Source organism: Peribacillus asahii (assembly GCF_003570725.1).
In the GTDB taxonomy this organism is placed as follows: domain Bacteria; phylum Bacillota; class Bacilli; order Bacillales; family DSM-1321; genus Peribacillus; species Peribacillus asahii.
In genome coordinates this window covers 21,906-48,076 of the sequence record NZ_QWVS01000015.1, presented here as the reverse complement: position 1 = coordinate 48,076, position 26,171 = coordinate 21,906, and the positions used below count along the sequence as shown (strand labels likewise).

Annotated in this window: 26 protein-coding genes, 2 tRNA genes, 1 riboswitch and 1 other annotated feature; of the genes, 27 read left to right on the top strand and 1 reads right to left on the bottom strand. The window is 38.4% G+C overall.

The features are described 5' to 3' along the window. Positions 1 to 65: 65 nt before the first annotated feature. The 5 genes from D1953_RS08705 (at position 66) to D1953_RS08685 (ending at position 5,960) form a co-directional block, all read left to right on the top strand. Complete coding sequence (locus D1953_RS08705) at positions 66 to 839, top strand: electron transfer flavoprotein subunit beta/FixA family protein (RefSeq protein ID WP_119116789.1); 774 nt, start codon at positions 66 to 68, stop codon at positions 837 to 839. A 65-nt stretch (positions 840 to 904) separates the two neighbouring features. Beyond that, positions 905 to 1,882 (top strand): electron transfer flavoprotein subunit alpha/FixB family protein, encoded by a 978-nt coding sequence (locus D1953_RS08700; RefSeq protein ID WP_119116788.1) that lies wholly within the window; start codon positions 905 to 907, stop codon positions 1,880 to 1,882. Positions 1,883 to 2,054: 172 nt separating this feature from the next. Next, the gene (gene trxA / locus D1953_RS08695) at positions 2,055 to 2,369 is read left to right on the top strand and encodes a thioredoxin (protein ID WP_119116787.1); all 315 of its coding nucleotides are present in this window, start codon (positions 2,055 to 2,057) and stop codon (positions 2,367 to 2,369) included. A gap of 222 nt (positions 2,370 to 2,591) precedes the next feature. Continuing rightward, a complete protein-coding gene (uvrC, locus tag D1953_RS08690) occupies positions 2,592 to 4,364 on the top strand; it encodes an excinuclease ABC subunit UvrC (protein WP_119116786.1) in 1,773 nt (590 codons plus the stop codon). A 61-nt stretch (positions 4,365 to 4,425) separates the two neighbouring features. After that, positions 4,426 to 4,602, top strand: a riboswitch (Lysine riboswitch). 125 nt (positions 4,603 to 4,727) lie between these two features. After that, the gene (locus D1953_RS08685; RefSeq protein ID WP_119116965.1) at positions 4,728 to 5,960 is read left to right on the top strand and encodes an aspartate kinase; all 1,233 of its coding nucleotides are present in this window, start codon (positions 4,728 to 4,730) and stop codon (positions 5,958 to 5,960) included. 52 nt (positions 5,961 to 6,012) lie between these two features. On the opposite strand, the gene D1953_RS08680 is transcribed toward D1953_RS08685, so the two are convergent. Further along, complete coding sequence (locus D1953_RS08680; RefSeq protein ID WP_119116785.1) at positions 6,013 to 6,465, bottom strand: YslB family protein; 453 nt, start codon at positions 6,463 to 6,465, stop codon at positions 6,013 to 6,015. 375 nt (positions 6,466 to 6,840) lie between these two features. Between D1953_RS08680 and D1953_RS08675 the strand changes: the two genes are divergently transcribed. From D1953_RS08675 to leuD, 22 genes are all read left to right on the top strand, one after another. Further along, on the top strand, positions 6,841 to 7,449 hold the full coding sequence (locus D1953_RS08675) for a succinate dehydrogenase cytochrome b558 subunit (RefSeq protein ID WP_119116784.1): 609 nt from the start codon (positions 6,841 to 6,843) through the stop codon (positions 7,447 to 7,449). A gap of 66 nt (positions 7,450 to 7,515) precedes the next feature. Next, positions 7,516 to 9,267 (top strand): succinate dehydrogenase flavoprotein subunit, encoded by a 1,752-nt coding sequence (gene sdhA / locus D1953_RS08670; RefSeq protein WP_119116783.1) that lies wholly within the window; start codon positions 7,516 to 7,518, stop codon positions 9,265 to 9,267. An 18-nt stretch (positions 9,268 to 9,285) separates the two neighbouring features. Continuing rightward, the gene (gene sdhB / locus D1953_RS08665; protein WP_119116782.1) at positions 9,286 to 10,047 is read left to right on the top strand and encodes a succinate dehydrogenase iron-sulfur subunit; all 762 of its coding nucleotides are present in this window, start codon (positions 9,286 to 9,288) and stop codon (positions 10,045 to 10,047) included. A gap of 195 nt (positions 10,048 to 10,242) precedes the next feature. Next, positions 10,243 to 10,704: an acyl-CoA thioesterase gene (locus tag D1953_RS08660; protein WP_119116781.1), complete on the top strand. Its 462-nt coding sequence runs from the start codon at positions 10,243 to 10,245 to the stop codon at positions 10,702 to 10,704. Positions 10,705 to 10,830: 126 nt separating this feature from the next. Further along, entirely contained in the window at positions 10,831 to 11,055 is a 225-nt protein-coding gene (locus D1953_RS08655; protein ID WP_028392149.1) for a helix-turn-helix domain-containing protein, read from the top strand. Positions 11,056 to 11,521: 466 nt separating this feature from the next. After that, a complete protein-coding gene (gene racE, locus D1953_RS08650; protein ID WP_119116780.1) occupies positions 11,522 to 12,322 on the top strand; it encodes a glutamate racemase in 801 nt (266 codons plus the stop codon). A gap of 150 nt (positions 12,323 to 12,472) precedes the next feature. After that, complete coding sequence (locus tag D1953_RS08645; RefSeq protein ID WP_119116779.1) at positions 12,473 to 13,549, top strand: GerMN domain-containing protein; 1,077 nt, start codon at positions 12,473 to 12,475, stop codon at positions 13,547 to 13,549. Positions 13,550 to 13,782: 233 nt separating this feature from the next. Continuing rightward, positions 13,783 to 14,391 carry an XTP/dITP diphosphatase gene (locus D1953_RS08640; RefSeq protein WP_119116778.1) on the top strand — a complete coding sequence of 203 codons (609 nt, stop codon included), beginning with the start codon at positions 13,783 to 13,785 and terminating at the stop codon, positions 14,389 to 14,391. Between the two features lie 2 nt (positions 14,392 to 14,393). Next, the gene (locus D1953_RS08635; protein ID WP_119116777.1) at positions 14,394 to 14,906 is read left to right on the top strand and encodes a metallophosphoesterase family protein; all 513 of its coding nucleotides are present in this window, start codon (positions 14,394 to 14,396) and stop codon (positions 14,904 to 14,906) included. 48 nt (positions 14,907 to 14,954) lie between these two features. Then, positions 14,955 to 15,031 (top strand) — tRNA-Arg (locus D1953_RS08630). Positions 15,032 to 15,259: 228 nt separating this feature from the next. Then, positions 15,260 to 15,679, top strand: a complete 420-nt coding sequence (locus D1953_RS08625) for a hypothetical protein (protein ID WP_119116776.1) — start codon at positions 15,260 to 15,262, stop codon at positions 15,677 to 15,679. Positions 15,680 to 15,902: 223 nt separating this feature from the next. Further along, positions 15,903 to 15,976: transfer RNA gene (locus D1953_RS08620), tRNA-Arg, on the top strand. Positions 15,977 to 16,095: 119 nt separating this feature from the next. Next, on the top strand, positions 16,096 to 16,530 hold the full coding sequence (locus tag D1953_RS08615) for a hypothetical protein (RefSeq protein WP_142920444.1): 435 nt from the start codon (positions 16,096 to 16,098) through the stop codon (positions 16,528 to 16,530). A gap of 14 nt (positions 16,531 to 16,544) precedes the next feature. Further along, on the top strand, positions 16,545 to 16,751 hold the full coding sequence (locus D1953_RS08610) for a hypothetical protein (RefSeq protein ID WP_142920443.1): 207 nt from the start codon (positions 16,545 to 16,547) through the stop codon (positions 16,749 to 16,751). 79 nt (positions 16,752 to 16,830) lie between these two features. Continuing rightward, a complete protein-coding gene (locus tag D1953_RS08605) occupies positions 16,831 to 17,106 on the top strand; it encodes a GNAT family N-acetyltransferase (RefSeq protein ID WP_119116773.1) in 276 nt (91 codons plus the stop codon). 389 nt (positions 17,107 to 17,495) lie between these two features. Continuing rightward, positions 17,496 to 17,740: a binding site (T-box leader), on the top strand. A 102-nt stretch (positions 17,741 to 17,842) separates the two neighbouring features. After that, complete coding sequence (ilvB, locus tag D1953_RS08595; RefSeq protein ID WP_119116771.1) at positions 17,843 to 19,555, top strand: acetolactate synthase large subunit; 1,713 nt, start codon at positions 17,843 to 17,845, stop codon at positions 19,553 to 19,555. A 2-nt stretch (positions 19,556 to 19,557) separates the two neighbouring features. Beyond that, positions 19,558 to 20,079 (top strand): acetolactate synthase small subunit, encoded by a 522-nt coding sequence (gene ilvN, locus D1953_RS08590; protein ID WP_119116770.1) that lies wholly within the window; start codon positions 19,558 to 19,560, stop codon positions 20,077 to 20,079. A gap of 67 nt (positions 20,080 to 20,146) precedes the next feature. Continuing rightward, positions 20,147 to 21,175, top strand: a complete 1,029-nt coding sequence (ilvC, locus tag D1953_RS08585; RefSeq protein ID WP_119116769.1) for a ketol-acid reductoisomerase — start codon at positions 20,147 to 20,149, stop codon at positions 21,173 to 21,175. Further along, positions 21,162 to 22,694, top strand: coding sequence for a 2-isopropylmalate synthase (locus D1953_RS08580; protein ID WP_119116768.1), 1,533 nt, complete (start codon positions 21,162 to 21,164; stop codon positions 22,692 to 22,694). Before ilvC ends, D1953_RS08580 begins: the two co-directional genes overlap by 14 nt. Positions 22,695 to 22,791: 97 nt before the next feature. After that, a complete protein-coding gene (leuB, locus tag D1953_RS08575) occupies positions 22,792 to 23,904 on the top strand; it encodes a 3-isopropylmalate dehydrogenase (RefSeq protein WP_119116767.1) in 1,113 nt (370 codons plus the stop codon). 215 nt (positions 23,905 to 24,119) lie between these two features. Further along, positions 24,120 to 25,532: a 3-isopropylmalate dehydratase large subunit gene (gene leuC / locus D1953_RS08570; RefSeq protein ID WP_119116766.1), complete on the top strand. Its 1,413-nt coding sequence runs from the start codon at positions 24,120 to 24,122 to the stop codon at positions 25,530 to 25,532. A 29-nt stretch (positions 25,533 to 25,561) separates the two neighbouring features. Further along, positions 25,562 to 26,161: a 3-isopropylmalate dehydratase small subunit gene (gene leuD / locus D1953_RS08565; protein ID WP_119116765.1), complete on the top strand. Its 600-nt coding sequence runs from the start codon at positions 25,562 to 25,564 to the stop codon at positions 26,159 to 26,161. Positions 26,162 to 26,171 lie beyond the last annotated feature (10 nt).

The window sequence follows — 26,171 nt, the reverse complement described above, 5'->3', positions numbered from 1 at the left end:
CTTAATATATATGGATTTTGACTTTTCAGAATCTTAGGAATTTAAAACACTCAGGAGGGATTATCGTGAACATTTATGTATTACTGAAAAGAACATTTGATACAGAAGAAAAAATTACGCTTTCTAACGGCAAAATCAATGAAGAGGGCGCTGAATTTATTATTAACCCTTATGATGAGTATGCTGTGGAAGAAGCGATTCAAATACGAGACGCTCAAGGCGGCGAAGTAACAGTTGTTTCTGTTGGAAACGAAGAAGCTGAAAAACAACTGCGTACGGCTTTAGCAATGGGTGCTGATAAAGCGGTATTAATTAATATTGAAGATGACGTAGAAAATGGAGATCAATTTACAACATCAAAAGTATTGGCTGAATACTTAAAAGATAAAGAAGTAGATCTTATTATAGCAGGAAATGTAGCAATCGATGGCGGTTCTGGTCAAGTGGGACCACGTGTTGCAGAACTTCTTAATATTCCTTATGTAACAACGATTACAGACTTAAATATTGCAGGTACAACAGTAAGTGTTACACGTGATGTAGAAGGGGATTCAGAAACAATTGAAACGACTCTTCCATTGTTAGTAACAGCACAACAAGGCCTAAATGAGCCACGTTATCCTTCTTTACCAGGGATCATGAAAGCGAAGAAAAAGCCGCTTGAAGAATTAGAATTGGATGATTTAGATTTAGAAGAAGATGATGTGGAAGCGAAAACAAAAACAATTGAAATCTTTTTACCACCTACAAAAGAAGCAGGAAAAGTACTAAGTGGTGACATTTCTGCACAAGTTGGTGAACTTGTTCAATTATTACGCAGTGAAGCGAAAGTCATCTAATTATTAGAAATTTCGAAGTAAATAGACGAGTAAATAGATAAAAAAGAGCGCAGGAGGTTTTTATAATGGCTAGCAAGTTTCTTGTATTAGGAGAAGTTCGAGATGGTTCACTAAGAAATGTATCATTTGAAGCAATCGGTGCTGCAAAAGTTGCTGCAGATGGCGGAGAAGTAGTTGGTGTGTTAATTGGAGATAGCGTTCAAGCTTTAGGAGTGGAGTTAATTCAGTATGGTGCAGACCGAGTGGTCGTTGTAGAAGATGCTAAACTGGCTCAATATACTTCTGATGGCTTCTCACAGGCTTTGCTTGCTGTGATTGAATCAGAAAATCCAGACGGTTTAATTATCGGACATACTTCATTAGGAAAAGATTTAGCACCAAAAGTAGCTGGGAAATTAGAAGCAGGCTTAATCTCAGATGTTACGTCTCTTGAAGTAGCAGGCGGAAACACTGTGTTTACTCGCCCGATTTATTCAGGTAAAGCATTTGAGAAGAAAATTGTTACAGGCGGTCTAGTTTTTGCAACGATTCGTCCAAATAACATTGAACCATTACAAAAAGATGAGTCTCGTTCAGGAGATGTTGTTACACTGTCTGCGAATATTACAGATTTACGTACAATTATTAAAGATGTTGTTCGCAAAGCAAGTGAAGGTGTAGATCTTTCAGAAGCAAAAGTTATCATTTCTGGTGGTCGTGGTGTGAAGAGTGCTGAAGGCTTTGAACCATTAAAAGAACTTGCGGAAGTTCTTGGTGCAGCAGTTGGGGCTTCTCGTGGTGCTTGTGACGCGGATTACTGTGACTATTCTTTACAAATTGGACAAACTGGGAAGGTTGTTACACCGGATTTATATATCGCATGTGGTATTTCCGGAGCTATCCAACATTTAGCGGGAATGTCTAACTCAAAAGTAATTGTGGCTATTAACAAAGACCCAGAAGCAAACATCTTTAATGTTGCTGACTATGGTATTGTTGGTGACCTATTTGAAGTTGTTCCACTTTTAACAGAAGAATTTAAGAAGTTAAAAGTAAACGCTTAAGTTATAGAAATACATAAGGTATTCATCGGCTCGTCTGATGAATACCTTTTTGTGTACATATATATAGATAGTTTTGGGAAAATTAGCGATGAAGCAAATTAATAGCACGAACGTAATCATCAATGGTATACTATTTTTGATTATTTGAGTAAATATGAGGAGGATTTTATAAATGGCTATTGTAAATGCAACTGATCAAACTTTTGCAGCTGAAACAAACGAAGGTGTTGTTCTAGTTGATTTTTGGGCTCCGTGGTGCGGACCTTGTAAAATGATTGCTCCTGTTCTTGAAGAGCTTGATAGTGAAATCGCTGGTAAAGCGAAAATCGTTAAAGTGGATGTTGATGAAAACCAAGAAACAGCTGGTAAATTTGGTGTTATGAGTATTCCAACATTGATCGTTCTTAAAGACGGTGAGGCTGTCGATAAAGTAGTTGGTTTCCAACCAAAAGAAGCTTTAGCTGAACTTCTTGCTAAACACGCTTAATGATTGCAAAAAAATCTTCGAGTCTGAGACTTGGAGATTTTTTTTTGCTTTAAGAAAGTTTAATCGTTTTCAAGGACTAAACTATTAGGAAAAGACACTAACTTTCGCTATTACAGGTAATAAGTTTTGTTTTAAGTCTCTTATAATGTAGATGTTTATTTTTTAGATAGGAGTATTTCCTGTATAGTAATAATAAGAAGAAATGATAAGGCGGGGGAGTTCATGAATCAGCAAATCAAGAATAAATTAGCCCTTCTTCCAGATCAACCTGGCTGTTATTTAATGAAGGACCGTCAAGGGACAGTTATTTATGTCGGGAAAGCAAAAGTGCTTAAAAATCGTGTGCGTTCTTATTTTACAGGCTCACATGATGGGAAAACGTTACGACTTGTAAATGAAATTGAAGACTTTGAATACATTGTCACATCCTCTAACATTGAAGCTCTTATTTTAGAGTTGAACTTAATCAAACAATACGATCCAAAATATAATATTATGTTGAAGGATGATAAAACGTATCCATTTATTAAGCTTACAGCAGAAAAGCATCCTCGCCTTCTTATTACAAGGAAAGTGAAAAAAGACAAAGGGAAATACTTTGGTCCGTATCCCAATGTGACTGCTGCTACTGAAACAAAGAAGCTGCTTGATCGAATCTATCCGCTTCGTAAATGTGATACGTTGCCGAATCGAGTGTGTCTTTATTATCATTTAGGTCAGTGTCTTGCTCCTTGTGTGAAGGAGGTAGAGCAAGCGCAATATACGGAAATTGTAGATGAAATCAATCGTTTCTTAAATGGCGGACATGTTGAAATAAAGAAGGCGTTAACAGAGAGCATGCATGCCGCTGCTGAAGAATTAGATTTTGAGCGAGCAAAGGAGTTACGTGACCAAATTGCTCATATTGATGTTACGATGGAAAAGCAAAAGATGATGACGAATGATTTTACAGATCGCGATATTTTTGGATTTGCCTATGATAAGGGTTGGATGTGTGTGCAGGTGTTTTTCGTACGTCAGGGGAAATTAATTGAACGCGATGTTTCGCTTTTTCCAGCCTATAATGAACCAGAGGAAGAACTGCTTACCTTTTTAGGCCGTTTTTATGAAATGGATCATCACTTAAAGCCGAAGGAAATTTTGATTCCAGAGACGGTTGAGGCAGATCTAGCCGAACGTCTTCTCGATGTGAAAATTATTCAACCAAAACGTGGTCAGAAAAAGGACATGCTTGATTTAGCGAATAAAAATGCTAAATTAGCACTACATGAAAAATTCTCTCTTCTTGAACGAGATGAGGAACGATCTATAAAGGCTGTCGAGAATTTAGGGAAGCAGTTAGGAATTTATACACCTCATCGTATTGAAGCGTTTGATAACTCCAATATTCAAGGAACAAATCCTGTATCCGCACTAGTTGTATTTATAGATGGGAAACCAGTAAAAAAAGAATACCGCAAATATAAAATTAAAACGGTGCAAGGGCCGGATGATTATGAATCGATGCGGGAAGTTGTACGCAGAAGATATTCACGTGTGTTAAAAGAAGGCTTGCCATTACCGGATTTAATCATTATTGACGGAGGAAAAGGGCATGTTGAAGCGGTTAGGGATATTTTGGAGAATGAATTAGGCCTAGATATACCGTTAGCTGGTCTAGTAAAGGATGAGAAGCATCGTACATCTGAATTGATGATAGGGAATCCGCTTGAAATTATTCCACTTGATCGACAGAGTCAGGAGTTTTATTTATTACAACGAATTCAAGATGAAGTGCATCGATTTGCGATCACCTTCCATCGGCAACTTCGCGGGAAAAATGCGATTCATTCACAGCTTGACGATATCCCAGGAGTTGGTGAGAAGAGGCGTAAGCAATTGCTTAAATTATTCGGTTCGCTAAAAAAAATAAAAGAAGCCTCTATTGAAGAGCTCGTTCAAGCAGGTATGCCCGAAAAAGTAGCAGAGGCCATCTTCCAAAAATTTCAGAAATGAACTTGATTCACTTTCTCCTCTATGCTATACTCAAGAAGGATTTTGAACATGACAATTAAAAAGTGCTGATAGAGGTGCGAGATTCAAGAGTAGAAACCTGGAGAAGTATGAGCTTCTATGAAAGGTTTTGAAAGGGGAAATCGCCGAAGGAAAACAAAACTCATACTTTGTTTTTCTGGTTTGACATTGAATAAATGGCAGACTGTCAGGAAGAATTTCCTGGAGAGCTATCTCACTGTATTTGCCGTATTTATAGTGTTTTTCGCGGACAAAGCAATGAGATATATCTCGTTGCTTTTTTTGTGCTTGTACATATCAAATTCAGTTTAGTTTAGTATAAACAGCAGAGAGGGATGAATGAATATGCCAATTATTGTACAGAAGTTTGGTGGTACATCCGTTGGAAGTGTCACGAAAATTAAAAATGTGGCAAGACGGGTCATGGAAGAAGTAGAGCGAGGGAACGATGTTGTTGTCGTTGTGTCAGCGATGGGCAAAACAACGGATGAATTGGTAACAATGGCAAAGGAAATTACAGATAATCCAAGTAAGCGTGAAATGGATATGCTGCTGTCAACAGGTGAGCAGGTTACGATTTCTTTATTAACAATGGCCTTACTTGAGCAAGGTCAGCAAACGATTTCATTTACAGGATGGCAAGCAGGAATCCAAACGGAAGCAGTCCATGGCAATGCACGCATTTTACAAATTGATACGAAGCGTATGGAAGCGGAATTACAAGCAGGGAAAGTGGTTGTCGTTGCTGGATTCCAAGGGATAGATGAGGAAGGGAACATTACGACACTAGGGCGCGGAGGTTCAGATACAACAGCTGTTGCATTAGCTGCAGCACTGAAAGCACAACGCTGTGACATTTATACAGACGTAACGGGCGTATTTACGACGGACCCACGCTATATTAAAGAGGCAAGAAAGCTCTTATCGATTTCATATGATGAAATGTTAGAGCTTGCAAATTTAGGAGCTGGCGTACTTCACCCACGTGCAGTTGAGTTTGCTAAAAATTATCACATTCCACTAGAAGTACGTTCTAGTATGGAGAAAGAATCAGGGACGATTATTGAGGAGGACGCAACAATGGAAGAAAATTTAATTGTAAGAGGTATTGCCTTTGAAGATAAAATTACACGTGTGACGGTATTCGGTTTACCGCGTACACTTAGCACTTTATCAACCATTTTTACAACGCTCGCAAAGCATCATATTAACGTAGATATCATTATTCAAACAATGACATCTGAAGAAACAACAAATCTTTCGTTTTCAATTAAAAGTGAAGTTCTTCAAGAAGCTCTTCAAGTATTGGAAAGTAATAAGCCGAACCTTGAGTTTGAAAGAATCGAAACAGAAGATGGCTTAGCGAAAGTATCAATCGTTGGTTCAGGTATGGTCTCAAACCCGGGAGTTGCAGCTGAAATGTTTGAAGTGATGGCGAACACGGGAATCCAGGTGAAAATGGTTAGCACATCAGAAATTAAAGTGTCGACTGTTATTAATGAACAGGAAATGGTTAAAGCGGTAGAAGCTCTGCATGTTGCCTTCAACCTAGGTGCTCATTCCAAAGCGTTAGCTTAATTAAGAGGTGTAAAACAGACTTACTTTATTGTAAGTCTGTTTTACAGTACGATTAAAGTGGGTCTTTTGGATCCCATTGAACCGTGAAAATCACTCTTTTTGCGCGTTTTTTAATTTCAGCAACTGCTTCACTGCTGCATTTTTTTTGAAGGGCGCTCTGCTCAGCGAGGAATCCAGTTTCTAGTTGGAAATGGCAGTTCGAATAGAGCTCTAGGCGGCGATTGATAATTTCTCCGGTTAAGGTGAGTTCCATTTCATTTTTTGTTTCTTTTTCGATGATTAAATCACCCCAGCCAGCACTTTGAAAAAATGCAACCACTTCACCCATACTACTCAAAGGGAACTTTCTAGCTAACTGTTTTCCAGTCCAATAAAGGATTTGGTAGGAGTCTTGTCCGAGGATATTATCTAAGACAATTTCTCGAATGAGTTCATAGCCAAAAGTAGGAATTTGAAGTTCGTTTATTGCAGAGTCTTCTAAAGTTTCTGCGAGATTTTTTTTCATTGTGAATCGCCTCTTTCTGTAAATCTATTATAAACAATTTTCATTTTGATGCTGTACTATTTTTTAAAATATTTTCGGGAACAATTGGAAAATATTAACATATTATTCTGTGATATAGATGCCTATAATAATATTTTTTGTAAAAATTTAGATAATTTAGAATTCATCTTGCTGGATTATCACGAATTTCTATCGTGAAAAAAAGAAATCTTGTATCCGTTTTCTTGACGCCTATAAAAGTGAGGAGTAAAATAGTGGTGTCACATAATTGTAAAAAAGTATAGAAATCATTCTATGCTTGCATTGGTGCGAGGATAAAAGGTAGCCACCAATTTATCTGAGCATGATTTTTCACAAATTAAGGGGGGGCACTTAGTGGCAAAAAATCGTGAGTTTGGAAATCGTAGGCTTCATTCACTTCTTGGGGTAATTCCAATCGGGTTATTCCTCATCTTCCATCTATCAGTGAACTTTATGGCAACAAAAGGAGAGGAAACTTTCAATAATGCAGTTCATGCAATTGAATACGTTCCAATCTTGATAGCGGTAGAGTGGGTTGTTATTTATCTACCATTGATTTTCCATGCTGTTTATGGGATCTATATTGCGTTTACAGCTAAAAACAATTTAGGAAGATTTGGATTCTTCCGTAACTGGATGTTCATGTTACAACGTTTAACTGGAATTATCACTTTAATTTTCCTTGTTTGGCACATTTGGGAAACTAGAGTTCAAAAGGCTTTAGGGTCAGAAGTTAACTTTGACATGATGGCTGAAATCTTCTCAAATCCAATTATGATTGCATTTTACATTGTGGGTATTATTTCAGCGATTTTCCACTTTGCTAATGGATTATGGTCATTTGCAGTTAGCTGGGGATTAACAATTACACCTAAATCACAAAAAATCATGACTTATGTTACATTAGTAGTATTCGTTGTGCTTTCTTACATTGGTGTTAGCGCGATTTTCGCTTTTGTATGATAAGCGAATGAATTAAGCAAAGAACATTATAAGATTTTTGATAATGGAAATAAGGGAGTGACAAGTTTGGGTAAAGGTAAAATAGCTATCGTCGGTGGCGGACTAGCAGGTTTAATGGCTACGATTAAAGCGGCAGAGATGGGGAAACAGGTTGAGTTATTCTCACTAGTTCCTGTAAAACGCTCTCACTCTGTATGTGCCCAAGGCGGTATTAATGGAGCAGTTAATACAAAAGGTGAAGGGGATTCTCCGTGGATCCACTTTGATGATACAGTATACGGTGGGGACTTCTTAGCGAACCAACCACCAGTAAAAGCGATGTGTGAAGCAGCACCAGGAATTATCAATATGTTTGACCGTATGGGCGTTATGTTTAACCGTACACCAGAAGGTTTACTTGACTTCCGTCGTTTTGGTGGAACACAACATAGCCGTACAGCATTTGCTGGTGCAACAACTGGTCAACAATTACTTTATGCGATGGACGAGCAAGTACGTCGTTATGAAGTAGAAGGCCTTGTAACGAAGTATGAAGGCTGGGAATTCCTTGGAGCTGTAATTGATGAACAACAAACAGCACGTGGAGTTGTTGCTCAAAACTTAGCTTCTATGGAAATCAAAGCATTCCCTGCTGACGCTGTGATTATGGCGAGCGGTGGACCAGGAATTATCTTTGGTAAATCTACAAACTCAATGATCAACACAGGTTCAGCAGCATCTATCGTATACCAACAAGGTGTTAACTATGCGAACGGTGAGTTCATTCAAATTCACCCAACAGCGATTCCTGGTGATGACAAACTTCGCCTAATGAGTGAGTCTGCTCGTGGTGAAGGTGGACGAGTATGGACATATAAAGACGGAAAACCTTGGTATTTCTTAGAAGAAAGATACCCAGCATACGGAAACTTAGTACCTCGTGATATCGCGACTCGTGAAATCTTCGACGTATGTGTAAACGATAAGCTAGGTATCAATGGGGAAAACATGGTTTACCTTGATCTTTCACATAAGGATCCAAAAGAACTTGATATTAAACTTGGTGGTATCATTGAAATTTACGAGAAATTCATGGGTGAAGATCCACGTAAACTTCCAATGAAAATTTTCCCTGCGGTTCACTATTCAATGGGTGGACTATGGGTAGATTATGACCAAATGACAAATATCAAAGGTCTATTTGCTGCAGGTGAGTGTGATTACTCTCAACATGGTGCGAACCGTCTAGGAGCTAACTCTCTTCTATCTGCTATCTACGGTGGATCTGTAGCAGGACCAAATGCAGTTAAATATATTGAAGGATTAGAGAAAACAACGGATGCACTTCCTTCTTCATTATTTGACGGTTATGTAAAACAAGAGCAAGAAAAATGGAACAACATTATGTCATTAGATGGTACAGAAAACTCTTACATTCTTCATAAAGAGCTTGGAGAATGGATGACTAATAATATGACGGTTGTTCGTTACAATGCTAAATTGAAAGAAACAGATAACAAAATTCTTGAGTTGATGGAACGTTATAAAAAGATTAACATCAACGATACTGCTAAATGGAGCAACCAAGGTGCAGCATTTACTAGACAATTACAAAACATGCTGCAACTAGCTCGTGTTATGACAATCGGTGCCTTAAACCGTAACGAAAGCCGTGGAGCGCACTACAAGCCAGAGTTCCCAGATCGTGATGATGAGAACTTCATGAAAACAACAATGGCTACGTTTAAAGGCTTAGATCAAGCACCAGCATTCCATTATGAAGATATCGATGTGTCGCTAGTTCCACCTCGTAAACGCGATTATACAACTAAACATTAAGAAGGGAGAGAACACCAAATGTCTGAAACTAAAACAGTACGTTTTATCATTACTCGTCAAGATACACCAGATTCAGCTCCTTATGATGAGGAATTTGAATTACCATATCGTCCTAATATGAACGTAATTTCAGCATTAATGGAAATTCGTCGTAATCCTGTAACAAAAAGTGGTAAGAAAACAACTCCAATTGCTTGGGATATGAACTGTTTGGAAGAAGTGTGTGGGGCATGTTCAATGGTTATCAATGGAAAACCAAGACAATCATGTACAGCACTTGTTGATCAATTAGAGCAACCTGTTCGTCTTGCTCCAATGCGTACATTCCCAGTTGTTCGTGACCTTCAAGTTGATCGTAGCCGTATGTTCGATAACTTGAAAAAGGTAAAAGCTTGGATTCCAATCGATGGAACGTACAATCTTGGACCAGGTCCTCGTATGCCAGAGCGTAAACGTCAATGGGCTTACGAATTAGCTAAATGTATGACTTGTGGTGTATGTCTAGAAGCATGTCCAAATGTGAATGACGGCTCAAACTTTATTGGACCACAACCATTATCACAAGTTCGTTTATTCAACGCTCATCCAACTGGTGCGATGAACAGAGCAGAACGTTTGAATGCAATTATGACAGATGGAGGACTTGCTAACTGCGGTAACTCACAAAACTGCGTACAGTCTTGTCCAAAAGGTATTCCATTAACAACTTCAATTGCAGCTCTTAACCGTGATACTGCAATCCAATCATTCCGTAACTTCTTCGGAAGCGATCAAGTTTAATCAATTGTATGAAAAGAACCTGTATCTTATGATGCAGGTTCTTTTTTTTGCGTATTTTTATTCTAGCTTTATAGTGGAAAGGTGTGTGAGACTACTTCATAAAACCTAGGTATATTATGTAAAATTCTTTCAATCATATACATTTTACTTTAGAATGAATGAATAACCATTCATTGAATAAGAGGAGGCAGCATTTTGAGTAGAATTTCATATATTGAAAATTTTGAACAGTGGCAAGCTAGTTTTTTCTTTAAGCAAGAGGTGAAGGTTCGTTTTTCGGAAACAGATATGTTCGGTCATTTAAATAATACGGTTACATTCACGTATTTTGAGGAAGCAAGAATGGAATACTTTAAGCATTTAGGCTTAATGCAAAGATGGCTAGAGGCAAACAATGATGCTATCATTGTTGTAGCTGATTTGCAATGTGATTATCTTCAACAGGTGTTTTTTGATGAGCACTTATATGTGCATGTTAAGGTAGCAAAAATTGGTACTTCATCTGTGGATCTTCATTATATGATTACAAAGGAAGACGGCTCAGTTTGCTATACGGGCAGGGGAGCACTTGTTCAAATTTCGAAAGCTACTGGGAGATCCCTTCCCTGGAGTGAAGAAGTGAAAGCGGTATTAGGACAATTTCAAGAAGTAGAGTAAGAAAAGAAAATTTAAATTATATAAGCAAAAGAGTCACTCCCTCGCCTTTATCTACATACTATATCGTGACTAAATAGACACCCACTCCGGGTTTTATGCTGGTGAAGGCAAGGAGGGTTACATTAATTGAAGGAGAACGAATTCACTCATAAGCCACTACTCACCAAAAGAGAAAAAGAAGTATTTGAGTTACTAGTACAGGACAAAACAACAAAAGAAATCGCAGGTGAATTGTTTATAAGCGAGAAAACAGTTCGAAATCATATTTCTAATGCGATGCAAAAGCTTGGAGTTAAGGGGCGTTCACAAGCGGTTATAGAACTCCTTCGTATGGGAGAACTTAAGCTTTAATGTTTTGACTGCATTCTATGTAAATATTCATATAGAAACCTCTCTCCCATGGTGAGCAGCATCAAAGGAAATGTTAACAATTCATTGTTCAACACCTATGTTGCTGCTCTGTTTTTGTCCTGTAACTATATAATATTAGGACGCTGCTGATTCTAGGATCGTTACGTGTGAAACCTTGGTTTCACACGTCTTATATTTTAAGAGTTAAAAAGTTGGAGTATAAAAAGATATTGATTTTTATAAAGAGGGGAGATAAGTCGTGTTTTTCTAGCTAACAGTTGAAATCTCATTCACTTTCCTCCAAAATGGGAGTATGATATTCAGGGAGCGGATAAGAAGCTAGAGTTATGAAGTAATTTGTTATTTGACTGACATGCTACTTTCTTTAGTGATATAGACATCGCTTCTTTGAAAGCTGCTTTAACAAAATTGCACCATGAAATGAAGGAAGAATGAGGCGAGTTTTTTGAAATCAATTGGAATTATAGATTCAGGAGTCGGTGGGTTGACGGTTGTAAAAGAAATTATGCGACAGCTTCCCAACGAACAGGTTATCTATTTAGGAGATACGGCTAGATGCCCTTATGGACCAAGATCAAAAGAAGATGTAAAAAAATTCACGTGGCAAATGACCCGTTTTCTATTAAAACATGATATTAAAATGCTAATTATTGCGTGTAATACAGCGACAGCTGCTGCTTTAGAGGATATTCGAGCGGAACTGGCAATTCCTGTGCTAGGGGTTATTCATCCTGGAGCAAGAGCAGCAATCAAAGTATCCGATACGTTACATATTGGTGTAATCGGTACAATTGGAACGGTAAAAAGTCATGCGTATGATGAAGCGCTTGCTTCTATTAATGATCATGTAAAAGTGACAAGTTTAGCTTGTCCGAAATTTGTTCCAATCGTTGAAAGCGGTGAGTTTGAGGGCGAGATTGTCGGCAGGGTTGTCGCAGAAACATTAAAGCCTTTGAAGAAAACAAAAATTGATACATTAATTCTTGGTTGTACGCATTATCCACTGCTTGGTCCAGTTATTTCCCGCTATATGGGAGGTCGTGTGCAGGTAATTTCTTCAGGAGATGAAACGGCCCGTGAAGCAAGTGTAATCTTGGATTACTATCGATTAATGAATCGAAGTAAAGAGCGTCCTGTCCATCGCTTTTTTACGACAGGATCTAAAGATATCTTTAGTGAAATTGCTTCAAAATGGCTTAATCGCGATATTGAAACGGTTGAGACCATTAAGATTGATTCATTATAAGACTTCCATTCGGAGGTCTTTTTTTTTAGTTTTTCTATAAGATTCCTATATTATGGACTATATAATTTACCTCCGCTTCTTTTAATAAAAGGTCTAAAATCTCAGAGGGCTCGTATAAATAGTAGTACAAACTGTCCTAGGAGTGATTTTATGTCCAAAATAAGAAAAATAACAGTAGTGACAACGCTTTTAGCCTCTTCTGTTTGGCTTGCTGGCTGCGGCTTATTTGGTGGGGAAGAGAAAAAACAAATTGATCCTCCTACAGATGTTTCCTTAGTAGATGAGCAGCCGGCTCTTGAGGAAACGAATGGTGATGGTCAGAACGTAGAAGGAGAAAAGCAAGCAGTTGAGAATACAATTAAGAGGGAGCTTTATTTAATTGATAAAGATGGTTATGTTGTCCCGCAAACGATTGAACTTCCAAAGTCTGAAGGAGCTGCAAAACAAGCTTTGGAATATTTAGTCGAGAAAGGCCCTGTAACAGATATGCTGCCAAATGGTTTCCGAGCCGTTCTACCTGCGGATACACAGGTAGATGTAGATATTAAAGATGGTGTCGCAATTGCCGATTTCTCAAAGGAGTTTAAAAATTACCAAAAAGAAGATGAATTAAAGATTTTACAAGCTATTACTTGGACACTGACTCAATTCGAATCCATTGAGAAAGTGCAGTTGCGCTTAAACGGTGAGAAATTAACGGAAATGCCCGTAGGAGGCACACCGATTCATGAAGAATTATCACGTACGTCAGGGATTAATCTAGATACAAGTGATGTTGTTGATATTATGAATACAAAAGCATTAACCGTTTATTATGTAGGGGGAGAACCAGGCAATTATTATTATGTCCCGGTTACACGTCGAGTAAGTGAAAATACGGAAGATAATATTACGGCTGCTATTACTGAATTAGCGAAGGGACCTGGGATGTCGTCTAAGCTTCAGACTGAATTTGTTCCAGATATTGCTTTAGTTGATAAGCCGGTCCTTGAGGATGGCAAAGTGACGTTGAATTTTAATGAGTCTATTTTAAATAGCTTTAAAGAGAAGGAAAAGAAAGTGTCACAATCGTTGCTAAATGCACTTGTTTTATCTTTAACTGAACAAAAAGGCATCGAAAGTGTAGAAATACAAGTGAATGGAAAAGCGGATGTAGTCAATGAAGAAGGGAAAAAGTTATCAGAGCCAGTCGTTCGTCCGGATCAAGTGAATACAGGAAGCTTCTAATGTTGAAAATGGAGGTTAGCGATACGCTGCCTCTTTATTTTTTTATCGAATCGAGCCACTTATGTTAGACTAGGAGTATACATAGTATATAGTTAAATCAGGCTTTGTCATACGATTTTCACCTTATTCGTGTGAAAATGGAGTTTACACGCCTTTCAGCCTTGCTGAAGGGGGAAATGAGCCTAAAATGAAAGCTATTTAACAGAGAGCTTAAATAAAAGGAGATGCCTCTTGTGAAGACTGTTATTATTGCTACGAAAAATGAAGGAAAAGCGAAAGAGTTCGAAAGTTTATTTCAAGCAAAAGGATATAAAGTAAAAACGCTTCTTGATGTACCTCATTCACCTGATGTAGAAGAAACAGGGACAACCTTTGAGGAAAATGCTATTTTAAAAGCAGAGGCCATTGCTAAGGAATATAATCAAGTCGTTGTCGCTGATGATTCTGGATTAATCGTTGATGCATTAGATGGACGCCCAGGTGTTTATTCTGCACGTTATGCAGGAGAAGAAAAAAATGATGAAGCGAACACCAACAAAGTGCTGCGTGAATTGGCAGGTGTACCAAAAGAAAAGAGAACAGCGAGATTTTATTGTGCTCTAGCGGTTGCTTCCCCAAATCAAGAAACGATTACGGTATCAGGAACAATTGAAGGAATTATTACAGAACAACCTGTAGGTGACAACGGTTTTGGTTATGATCCAATTTTTCTTGTAGAGGAGTTAGGAAAAACAACAGCTGAACTGACAAAAGAAGAAAAAAATAAAATTAGCCATCGTGCTAATGCTTTAAAAGCACTTGAAGACAAGTTAGATGCATTTTTAAAGGAAGAAGGAAAGTAAAAATGAAAGTGCTCGTTATGAGTGACAGTCATGGCTTAACAGATGAAATCAGTATAATCGCAGAACGACATAAACATGAAGTAGTATCGATGATTCACTGTGGCGATTCTGAACTTATGAAGGAAGACCCGCTTATGATGGAATGGACAGCGGTGCGTGGTAATTGTGACCGTGATATGACGTATCCCAATGATATTGTCGAAGAAATAGCAGATCAAAAGTTTTTGATTACACATGGACATTTATATAATGTGAAAATGACGCTTCTTAGTATTTCCTATAGAAGCGAGGAAACTGATGCGAAGATTATTTGCTTTGGTCATTCGCATGCAGCTGGCTCTGAATTAATTGATGGCAGGCTGTATGTTAATCCTGGAAGCATTCGTCAACCGCGCGGCCGCAAGGAGAAGACGTATGCGATCCTCGATATTATAAATCAGCAAGTGAACGTGACTTTTTATGATATTACAGGAAAAGTAGTTGAAGAATTAAATAATACTTATCAAATCAGCTAAAATTAGATATAATGAATAGGCGGGTATTTCTTCCTGTCTATCCTATATGTCCCAGTAGCTCAGCAGGATAGAGCAACGGCCTTCTAAGCCGTCGGTCGGGAGTTCGAATCTCTCCTGGGACGCCATTACATAACAGTTTAAACCTTGGTATGACAGGGGTTTTGATAGGCAAAGGATGCTAACACAGATTAGAATACTGTGGGAGCATCTCTTTTTTATCCCTACAATATGTCTGCAATTATCTATTACCTCTAAGTTATTTTTAACGAAGGAGAATGAGTGACCATATAGAGGCAGAAAAGTTTTCTCGTATGTAAGTATGACTTAGGTAAGAATATACTTGAGGTGAGAACATGAGAAAAATCTTAATGCCCTTAATGTTACTCTTTTTTATATTTCCTACAGTCTCCATAGGGGCAAAACTAGATGGTTCAGAATGTCCTAATTCTAAAATCCTGATTTCTACAAGTGAAAAGGATAAAGATGAGCTTATAAATGCCTTAAATAAAATTATCCCGAAGGTTTATGGCTTCAGTCCTGATTATAAAGGGTGGAGAATTGAGATTATTAAGCCTATGCCAAGTCTTACAGGATTTGAGAAGAATTATTACAAAATGGCTATGAACTTTTGTGGAAAAGAAGTAGCAGATCAGTCTTGGTTTGTAAGGCTAAGGTTTCCGAAGCTACTCCCAGCTCAAAGTGCATCACTTGGGGAATTGTATATAGTTAAGGATATAAATAATAAATGGTTTCCTTGGTTTCAGTATCATTAATAGTGAGTAAAATATGGAGGGACAAAAAATGCCTCTCCTTTTATATTTCTAAGATTGATACATACTCATTCTCTGTAATTTTTGCACTAATCCAACATTGAAATTCATTTATTACTTTGAGTTAAAAGTTATAGATTACTTCTTAAAAGTATTTTTTAAAAAACGGTTGACTTTTTATAGAGATGGAAATATAATAATAAATGTCTTAAAGGAAATTTATTATGTCCCAGTAGCTCAGCAGGATAGAGCAACGGCCTTCTAAGCCGTCGGTCGGGAGTTCGAATCTCTCCTGGGACGCTAGCTAGTCATGAAAAAAGCTGATATGCTCCGGTATATCAGCTTTTTTATTTTGAATAAAAGGGGAATCTAAAAAATCATTTATAAAATGATTTTTTAGATTCCCTTTTTTCGTGTTAATGACGGAGGAAACACATTTATCGCTTTTTCAAAAGTTAGCAAGCGTGGTGGCGGGGATAGGTATCGTTGTCAGTACGTTGGTGTTTGATTATACAAAATGGAAAAAGTACGGCTGGCTATTTTTCGGATTAGGCTGTGCATTCATTTTATACACACAATGGTTTGGTATTGTAGTAAATGGAAGAACATATTTACATATACCGGGGGTTGCAATGTCAGATATGATAATTACATTGCCTTTGTTTTTACTAGGGTGGGCGGGATTATTATCTAATAAGAAGGTTAATATTTATCATGTTAGTATTCTTTACGTTGTTTCTCCCGTTTTGTTTCTTAATACAGCCAGTTTTGTGATTAGTGTGATTTATTCAGTTATGGTTTGGAACAGTCATTTAGAGCGAAAAAGGTTGCTCTGGCTAGTGCCGCTTATATGACAGGAGTCATAGGAGTGATAGTCACGTCGATACTTTGGATGAAAGAGTATCAGTTAGCAAGGCTGAAAGGATTTCTTCATCCTGAACAATATTCGTTATCAGAAGGATATTACCCTTTCGTTAGTTATGGAACAGCTTATATGATTGTCAACTCGTTTATGATGGGGATTATTTTAGGTGTTTATCGCAAAAAAAATTTAATTCTGCTAGCTGAACGTTGAAAACGGATTCTGTTATTTGAATTATTGGTTTAAATAATGTATGATATTTCCATGTTTTAGAAAAATAGGAGGGAAGAACATGGCAAATATTGAGCATGGGGAAAATCGCTTTTTTATTGAAACAGATGGTGAGAAATTAGCGGAAATTACGTATGTGCATTCCGGAGATAAGCAAATTACAGTTGATCATACATACGTTTCCGAGAAGCTGCGCGGACAAAAAATTGGTAACCAACTCGTTGAAAAAGTTGTTGAATTTGCTCGTCAGGAAAATCTTAAGATTGTGCCAGAGTGTTCCTTTGTTGTAAGAGAGTTTGAAAAAAATAAAGAATATCAAGATATAATTGCTAAGTAATGAAAAAACTGAGAGCGAAACAGTTCAATCTGTTTCGCTCTCAGTTTTTTTGAGGAGCTCTTTGAACAAAGGCATATGTTGTTTTGAAGTTTTGGTAATTTTATTCCATTAAAATGATAAATTAGTTATTTAGGAACTAGTTGGAAAATAATATGGAATAAATTGTTTATGTACTAAGAATCGCATTTTTTTATTAATTTTTTTTTATAAAATAAAATTTTTGTAGGAAAATAAGATAATAACGCGGATGTAAGCGTATACAAAAAAGTGATGAATTAGAATTATCAAACAATTCTTAAAAAACCTGTTGACTCCTTCTTAAATTCAGCGTATTATTACGACAAATACAACACAACAAATTTTAAAAAACTTTGAAAACATAAATTATGTGTAAAACATTGAAGAGGATAAGTAGTCCTTCGTTAGGCAGTCACAGAGAGCCGGTACTTGCTGAGAGCCGGTATTGTCCCGAGAGATGAACTCACCTTGGAGTTTCAGTTTGAACGGTCAACTAGTAGAACTGAACGGGTGCAAAACCAGCACCCGTTATCAAAAAAAGAAAGTGCGTACAGAAAGTTTTGTACGAAAAAGGGTGGTACCGTGGATAGGCCAAATAGCCTCTTTCACCCCTTTGGTTTGCTATATGCAAGCGAATTGGGATGGAAGAGGCTTTTTTATATTCAGAAATGGCTGAAATATTAAAATATTTAAAAGGAAAATGGAGGGGACTATTCGTATGACGCAGAAGACTGTAGCAGCTGGCAGGAAGAGTGAGCAAGTAAAGTACACTGGTGCTGAATTTTTAACAGAAGCATTGAAAAGGGAAAATGTAGATGTTATTTTCGGCTATCCTGGCGGTGCTGCATTACCAATTTACGATAAACTATATAATTCAGGTTTGTTCCATGTTTTAACAAGGCATGAGCAAGGCGCAATTCATGCAGCGGAAGGGTATGCAAGAATTACAGGCAAACCGGGAGTAGTAATCGTAACATCAGGGCCTGGTGCAACGAATATTGTAACAGGTTTAGCGGATGCTATGATTGATTCTTTACCGTTAGTTGTTTTTACTGGGCAAGTGGCTACTGGATTGATTGGTTCCGATGCGTTCCAAGAGGCAGATATTCTTGGAATTACGACTCCGATTACCAAACATAATTATCAAGTGAGAGATCCTAAAGATTTTCCACGGATTATTAAAGAAGCTTTTTATATCGCATCAACTGGCCGTCCGGGTCCTGTATTAATTGATATTCCGAAAGATATGGCAATTGGAGAAGCGATTTCACACTTAGAACCTGAGATGGATCTTCCAGGTTATCAGCCAACAACGAAACCGAACTATTTGCAAATTCGCAAATTAGTTGAGGCTGTGAGTGGTGCTAAAAAGCCGGTCATTCTTGCGGGTGCGGGTGTTCTTCATTCGAAGGCAGCTGATCAACTATTAGAATATGCAGAGCAACAAGGTCTTCCAGTTGTTCATACTTTACTTGGACTTGGCGGATTCCCGGCGGATCATGCACAATACGTTGGGCTTGCCGGCATGCATGGTTGTTATGCAGCCAACATGGCTTTATCAGAATGTGATTTACTCGTCAATATCGGCGCTCGATTTGACGACCGCTTAACAGGTAGACTTTCAGACTTTGCACCTAATGCAACCGTTGCTCATATCGATATTGACCCAGCTGAAATTGGGAAAAACGTTCCAACGAAAATCCCGGTTGTTGGTGATGCAAAAGAAGCATTGGCAGAGTTAATTGCTCAGAATGGTAAAAAACCTGGAATTACTGAGTGGATGAATCAACTTGCTAAGTGGAATAAAGAATTTCCATTGCGCTATACATCGTCTGATGAATATTTAATGCCACAACGAGTGATTGAACTTCTTCATGAAAAAACAAATGGAGAGGCCATCGTTACAACGGATGTCGGTCAACATCAAATGTGGGCAGCGCAATACTATCGCTTTAATAAACCGAATTCATGGGTTACTTCCGGCGGACTTGGCACAATGGGCTTTGGTTTACCTTCAGCACTTGGTGCACAGCTTGCGAACCCTGAAGCTACCGTGCTTTCCATTTCAGGTGATGGTGGTTTCCAAATGTGCAGCCAAGAACTAGGCGTAATCGCAGAAAGAAACTTACCAGTCAAAATCATCATTCTTAATAATGGAGTTTTAGGAATGGTTAGACAATGGCAAGAACTTTTCTACGAGAAGCGTTATTCACAAAGTGTATTCAAATCACAGCCTGATTTTGTGAAATTAGCGGATGCTTACGGTATTCCTGGCTTTTCAGTAAGCACGGAAGAAGAAGCAAGCGCGCGCATTGAGGAAGCATTGGCAATCGATGGTCCTGTATTAATCGATTTCCGTGTCAAACCAGAAGAAAATGTGTATCCGATGGTAGCAGCAGGAAAAGCTCTCCATGAAATGGAAGGAGTGTAATCATGAAAGGAATTCTTACTCTTACTGTAAACAATAGGCCAGGAGTTCTTAATCGGATTACGAACCTGTTTACAAAAAGAAATTACAACATTGAAAGCATTACGGTTGGTTCTTCTGAGCAAGAAGGGATTTCAAGAATCACCGTCGTTGTTCAAGTAGATGATGAAACAGTTATCGAACAAATAACTAAACAGCTTCATAAACAAATTGATGTATTAAAAGTAAATGATATTAGTAATCAAGCAATCGTTGCGCGCGAATTGGCACTGATTAAAGTTCAAGTGACAAGTCAAACGCGAGCTGAAATATATGCTGTTATTGAACCTTTCCGTGCTTCTGTTATTGATGTCAGTAAAGATAGCTTAACAGTTCAAATTACAGGTGAATCTGATAAGATTGAAGCTTTTATTGAACTGATTAAACCATATGGCATTAAAGAGTTAGCTCGAACAGGAACGGCTGCTTTCCCACGCGGAATGCAGTTAGCCAATAGTAAAAGCAGCAAGGCCCAAACGATTGTTTAATTTAATAAATGAATTAACTAAAAACTAAAAAACTAACTTTAGAAAAGAAAAGGGAGATGTATTAATTATGGCAAAAGTATATTATAACGCAGAGGCAAACGAAAATTTCTTCAATGGTAAAAAAGTAGCGATCGTTGGTTACGGTTCACAAGGACACGCACATGCACAAAACCTTCGCGAGAGCGGTGTAGACGTAATTATCGGAATCCGTCCAGGAAAATCTGCTGAAAAAGCAAAAGAAGATGGTTTCCAAGTATTTTCAGTTAAAGAAGCAGCTGAGCAAGCAGACGTAATCATGAACTTACTTCCAGATGAAACTCAACCAAAAGTATACAAAGAAGAAATCGAACCTGCTCTAACTGCTGGTAAAGCTCTAATGTTCGCACACGGATTCAATGTTCACTTCAGCCAAATCGTTCCACCAGCTGACGTAGACGTATTATTAGTAGCACCAAAAGGTCCAGGACATCTTGTACGCCGTACATACACTGAAGGCGCAGGTGTTCCAGCTCTATTCGCAATCTACCAAGACGTAACAGGTACAGCTAAAGAATTAGCACTTGCTTATGCTCGCGGCATCGGTTCTTTACGTGCAGGTGGTCTTGAAACAACATTTAAAGAAGAAACAGAAACAGATTTATTCGGAGAGCAAGCAGTTCTTTGCGGTGGCTTAACTTCTCTTGTAAAAGCTGGTTTCGAAACATTAACAGAAGCTGGATACCAACCAGAAGTTGCTTACTTCGAATGTTTACATGAATTAAAATTAATCATCGACCTTATGTATGAAGGCGGAATGGAAAACATGCGCTACTCAATCTCTGATACAGCACAATGGGGAGACTTCGTTTCTGGACCACGCGTTGTAACAGAAGCTTCTAAACAAGCAATGAAAGCTGTATTAAAAGATATCCAAGATGGTGAATTTGCAAAAGGTTGGATCTTAGAAAACCAAGCTAACCGTCCAGTGTTCAATGCAATCAACCGTCAAGAGAACGAACACCCAATCGAAGTAGTAGGTCGTGAACTACGTAAAATGATGCCATTCGTTAAACCACAACAACAGGAGAAAGAAGTGGTAGCTGTTGCGAAAAATTAATATTTTTGACACAACATTACGTGATGGTGAACAATCTGCGGGTGTCAATTTAAATTTTTCGGAAAAAATCGAGATCGCTTATCAACTGGAACGTTTAGGTGTAGACATTATGGAGGCGGGCTTTCCAGCCGCTTCCAAAGGTGACTTTAACTCTGTTCAAGAAATCGCGCGCCGCATTAAAAACAGCTCTGTTACAGGGCTGGCGCGTGCGGTTAAAGGTGATATTGATGCTGCTTGGGATGCTTTAAAGGATGGGGCACAACCTCGTTTGCATACATTCATCGCGACTTCACCAATCCATCGTGAGTACAAGTTGAAAATGACAAAAGAACAAGTCGTTGAGCGCGCTGTAGCAATGGTTAAATACGCTTCAGAACGTTTCCCGATTGTACAATGGTCAGCTGAAGATGCGAGCCGCACAGAGTTGGATTATTTAGCTGAAATCGTTGAAGCGGTAATCCAAGCGGGGGCAAAAGTTATCAATATTCCGGATACAGTAGGATATGCAACACCAATTGAATATGGTAACATTTTCCGTTATTTATGTGAAAACGTTCCTTCTATTGATAAAGTAAGTCTATCTTCTCACTGCCATGATGATTTAGGAATGGCAACAGCCAACTCTCTAGCAGCAATTGAAGGCGGTGCAACGCAAGTTGAAGGTACGATTAATGGAATTGGTGAACGTGCTGGTAACGCAGCTCTTGAAGAAGTAGCTGTCGCGCTTCGTATTCGCCAAGACTATTATCAAGCACAAACACGTTTAACGCTTAATGAAATTAAAAGAACGAGTGATTTAGTGAGCCGTTTAACAGCGATGACGGTTCCTCCTAATAAGGCAGTCATCGGTGCAAACGCTTATGCACATGAATCTGGTATTCACCAAGATGGCGTCTTGAAGGAAAAAACAACGTATGAAATCATTTCTCCAGAACTTGTTGGTGTGTCCTCGAACTCGCTTGTTTTAGGTAAACACTCTGGTCGACATGCTTTTAAAGAACGATTACAAGAGTTGAACTTCCAAGTAAGTGAAGAAGAAATGAATCGTCTATTCGTTCAATTCAAAGAGCTAGCGGATAAGAAGAAACAGATGACAGATGAAGACTTAGTTGCTCTTGTTTTAGAGGAAAAGGCAACAGATAGTATTGCTTATGATTTAGTATCTATGCAAATCTCACACGGCACAAATCAAATTCCAACAGCTACAGTTACCTTGAAAAAAGGTGAGGGAGAAACAGTCCAAGAAGCTGCAACGGGAGCAGGTAGTGTTGAAGCGCTTTATAATACACTTGAAAGATGCCTAGGCGGCGAAATTGAGTTAGAAGATTATCGAATTCAATCCGTCGGCGGTGGTATGGATGCGTTAGCACAAGTATATGTGAAGATGAACTACCAAGGTGTTGAAACAAGTGGACGCGGTTTAGATCAGGACGTATTAGAAGCGTCTGCTAAAGCATATTTAAATGCTGTAAATCGTGTAATTATAATGAAAGAACTAGAAGAAAAAGTAACGAATTAATAGATGAGCAAAGCGCAAGCGCCCTTCATTATGTACGGGTGCTTGCCTATTCAATGGAAGAAATATTTCAATGGGTTTTTAGGAAGGGGAGTTTTCGATGAAAGGGAATATAGCTGTGCTGCCAGGCGATGGCATTGGAAAAGAAGTAACAAAAGGAGCTGTAGAAATACTCGAAGCTGTTGCTCAAAAATTTGGACACGAATTCGAATTTCAATACGGTGAAATTGGTGGCGGAGCGATAGATAATACGGGATCACCTCTGCCAGATGAAACAGTGGATATTTGTCGAAAAAGTGACGCTGTATTATTAGGAGCAGTTGGTGGACCGAAATGGGATAACCATCCTGTCGATATCCGCCCAGAACGCGGTCTATTAAAAATTCGTAAAGAGCTTAATCTATATGCGAATCTTCGACCAATCAGTTACTATTCGAGTTTATCGGAAGCTTCTCCTCTTAAAAAAGAATTAATTGAGGGTGCTGATTTTGTTATCGTTCGTGAATTAACGGGCGGCCTATACTTTGGGAAACCAAGTGAACGAGTGACAAGAGAAGGTAAAGACGCTGTAGTCGATACACTTTTCTATACAAAAGAAGAAATGCACCGCATTATTAAACTTGCTTTTGAATTGGCTAGCAACAGAACAAAGAAAGTAACATCGGTTGATAAGGCAAATGTATTAGAATCAAGCAGAATGTGGCGTGAAACAGCTGAGGAGATTGCGAAAGAATATCCAGATGTAACGTTAGAGCATATGCTTGTGGACAATGCAGCGATGCAACTTATTCGTAACCCAAAACAATTTGATGTTGTTGTAACAGAAAACTTATTCGGCGACATTTTAAGTGATGAAGCATCTGTTCTTACTGGATCACTAGGAATGCTTCCATCAGCTTCTATTTCAACGAATGGACCGAATCTATATGAACCAATTCACGGTTCAGCTCCTGATATTGCAGGGCAGAATTTAGCGAACCCGATTGCGACAATCTTATCTGCCGCATCGCTGTTACGCTTATCATTTGGCCTAGAAGCTGAAGCAAACGCGGTAGAACAAGCGGTTGAAGCAGTGCTTGAAAAAGGCTTTAGAACAGGTGATATTGCAGATGAGCAATCAACGAAGTTATCGACGAGTGAAATGGTTGCTGAAATTAAAACAGTTTTGTTAGCTCAAGAGGCGACTTCTAACGTTACAGGAGCACGTGTATAACAGCTGTTTTTAGACACGGCCTTCTCAGTAGGTCGTGTTTTTTATAAAAGATTAATAAGTATAAAGATTTCGAGATGTTTCGATGTTCAGTGTAAGCGTATAGTCTGTCGAGTGGCAGTTTATTTAGTCGATTAAGTTAAAAATCGACTTCATCTTCTAGCTTTCCAACGCTTGCGCTTTTCTTAAAAAATCTAAAATGATTGAGGTGGAACAAGATGGGAAAGTCCATTATTGAAAAAATATGGGAGCGTCACATTGTAGCAGCTGAGGAGAATAAACCAGATTTATTATATATCGACCTACAATTTATTCATGAAGTAACATCGCCGCAAGCTTTTGAAGGGCTTAGATTAAAGGGACGTAAAGTAAGAAGACCGGATCGTACATTTGCGACGATGGATCACAATGTTCCAACAATTAATCGTTATTTCATTCAAGATGAAATTGCTCAAAAGCAATTGTCTGCTCTTGAACAAAATTGTAAAGAGTTTGGGATTCGTCTAGCGGATTTGGACAGCCCTGAACAAGGGATTGTTCACGTTATTGGACCAGAATTAGGTCTTACACAACCTGGTATGACCATTGTATGTGGTGATAGCCATACGTCTACTCATGGTGCGTTCGGTTCGATTGCATTTGGAATTGGAACGAGTGAAGTGGAGCATGTATTAGCGACACAAACATTATGGCAAACGAAGCCAAAGACATTAAAGCTTGAAGTCAATGGTAAGTTAGGTAAAGGTGTTAATGCAAAGGATGTTATTTTATACATTATTTCTAAATTTGGTGTAGATTTTGGAACAGGCTATATTATTGAGTATTGTGGCGAAGTATTCGAGAATATGTCGATGGAAGAAAGAATGACGGTATGTAATATGTCGATTGAAGGTGGAGCAAGAGCTGGGCTAGTAGCTCCTGATGAAACGACGTTCTCTTATATTAAAGGAAGAAAATACGCACCAAAAGGTGAAGAGTTTGAACGTGCGGTAGAAGATTGGAAGTCATTAGCTAGTGATGAAGATGCTGTATATGACCGCGAAATTGTGTTAGATGGCAGCGCTATTCCACCGATGGTTAGCTGGGGGACAAACCCTGGAATGGCAAGCGGTGTAGATGCAATGATTCCGCGTGAATCAGATGGAACGTTTGATCCTGTAGAGTTGAAAAATGCACTTCAATATATGGGACTTAAAGAAGGTCAAGCAATTACAGATATCGAAGTACAGCATGTGTTTATCGGCTCATGCACAAACTCTCGTATTGAGGATTTACGCCAAGCGGCGTCCATGCTTGAAGGTCAAAAAGTTCATCAAGGTGTTCGGGCTATGGTTGTACCTGGTTCACAAAATGTGAAAAAACAGGCTGAGGAAGAAGGATTAGATCAGATTTTCAAAGCAGCTGGCTTTGAATGGCGTGATTCTGGCTGTAGTATGTGTTTGGGTATGAATCCAGACGGAGTACCAGCTGGAGAGCATTGTGCTTCTACTTCTAACCGAAATTTTGAAGGTCGTCAAGGAGCAGGCGCACGTACGCACTTAGTTAGCCCTGCGATGGCTGTAGCAGCGGCTATTACTGGAAAGTTTGTTGATATTAGAACATGGGAAGCTCCAACTGTAGGAGCTCATTAAACATTAATATATAAATGGAGGTGCCGAAGATGGAACCGATTAAGGTTTTTACAGGAAAAACAGCGGTTATGGACCGTAAAAATGTAGATACGGATCAAATTATTCCAAAACAATTTTTAAAACGAATTGAGCGTAGCGGATTTGGTCAATTTTTATTTTTCAACTGGCGTTTTGATGAAGAAGGAAATGATCGTCCAGATTTTGAACTAAATCAAGAGCAAAATAAAGGTGCGTCTATTTTAATTGCAGGTGAAAACTTCGGTTGCGGCTCTTCTCGTGAGCATGCACCATGGGCTTTACTTGATTATGGTTTTAATATTGTAATTGCTCCTTCCTTTGCTGATATTTTTAGAAACAATTGCATGAAGAATGGGATTGTTCCGATTGTTTTAACAGAAGAGCAAGTGGCTGAATTAATGAAAAAAGGTGTAGAATCTGGCTATGAGCTAACTATCGATCTTCCAAATCAAAAGGTTTATGATCAATCAGGATTTGAAGCTGAATTTGAATTCCATCCATACTGGAAGGAAATGCTTGTTAATGGGTGGGATGAGATTTCCATTACTGAGCAATACGAAGAACAAATTAAAAGCTATGAGCAACAAAAAATGCCAATCTCTTCTATTTAATTTAGAAGAG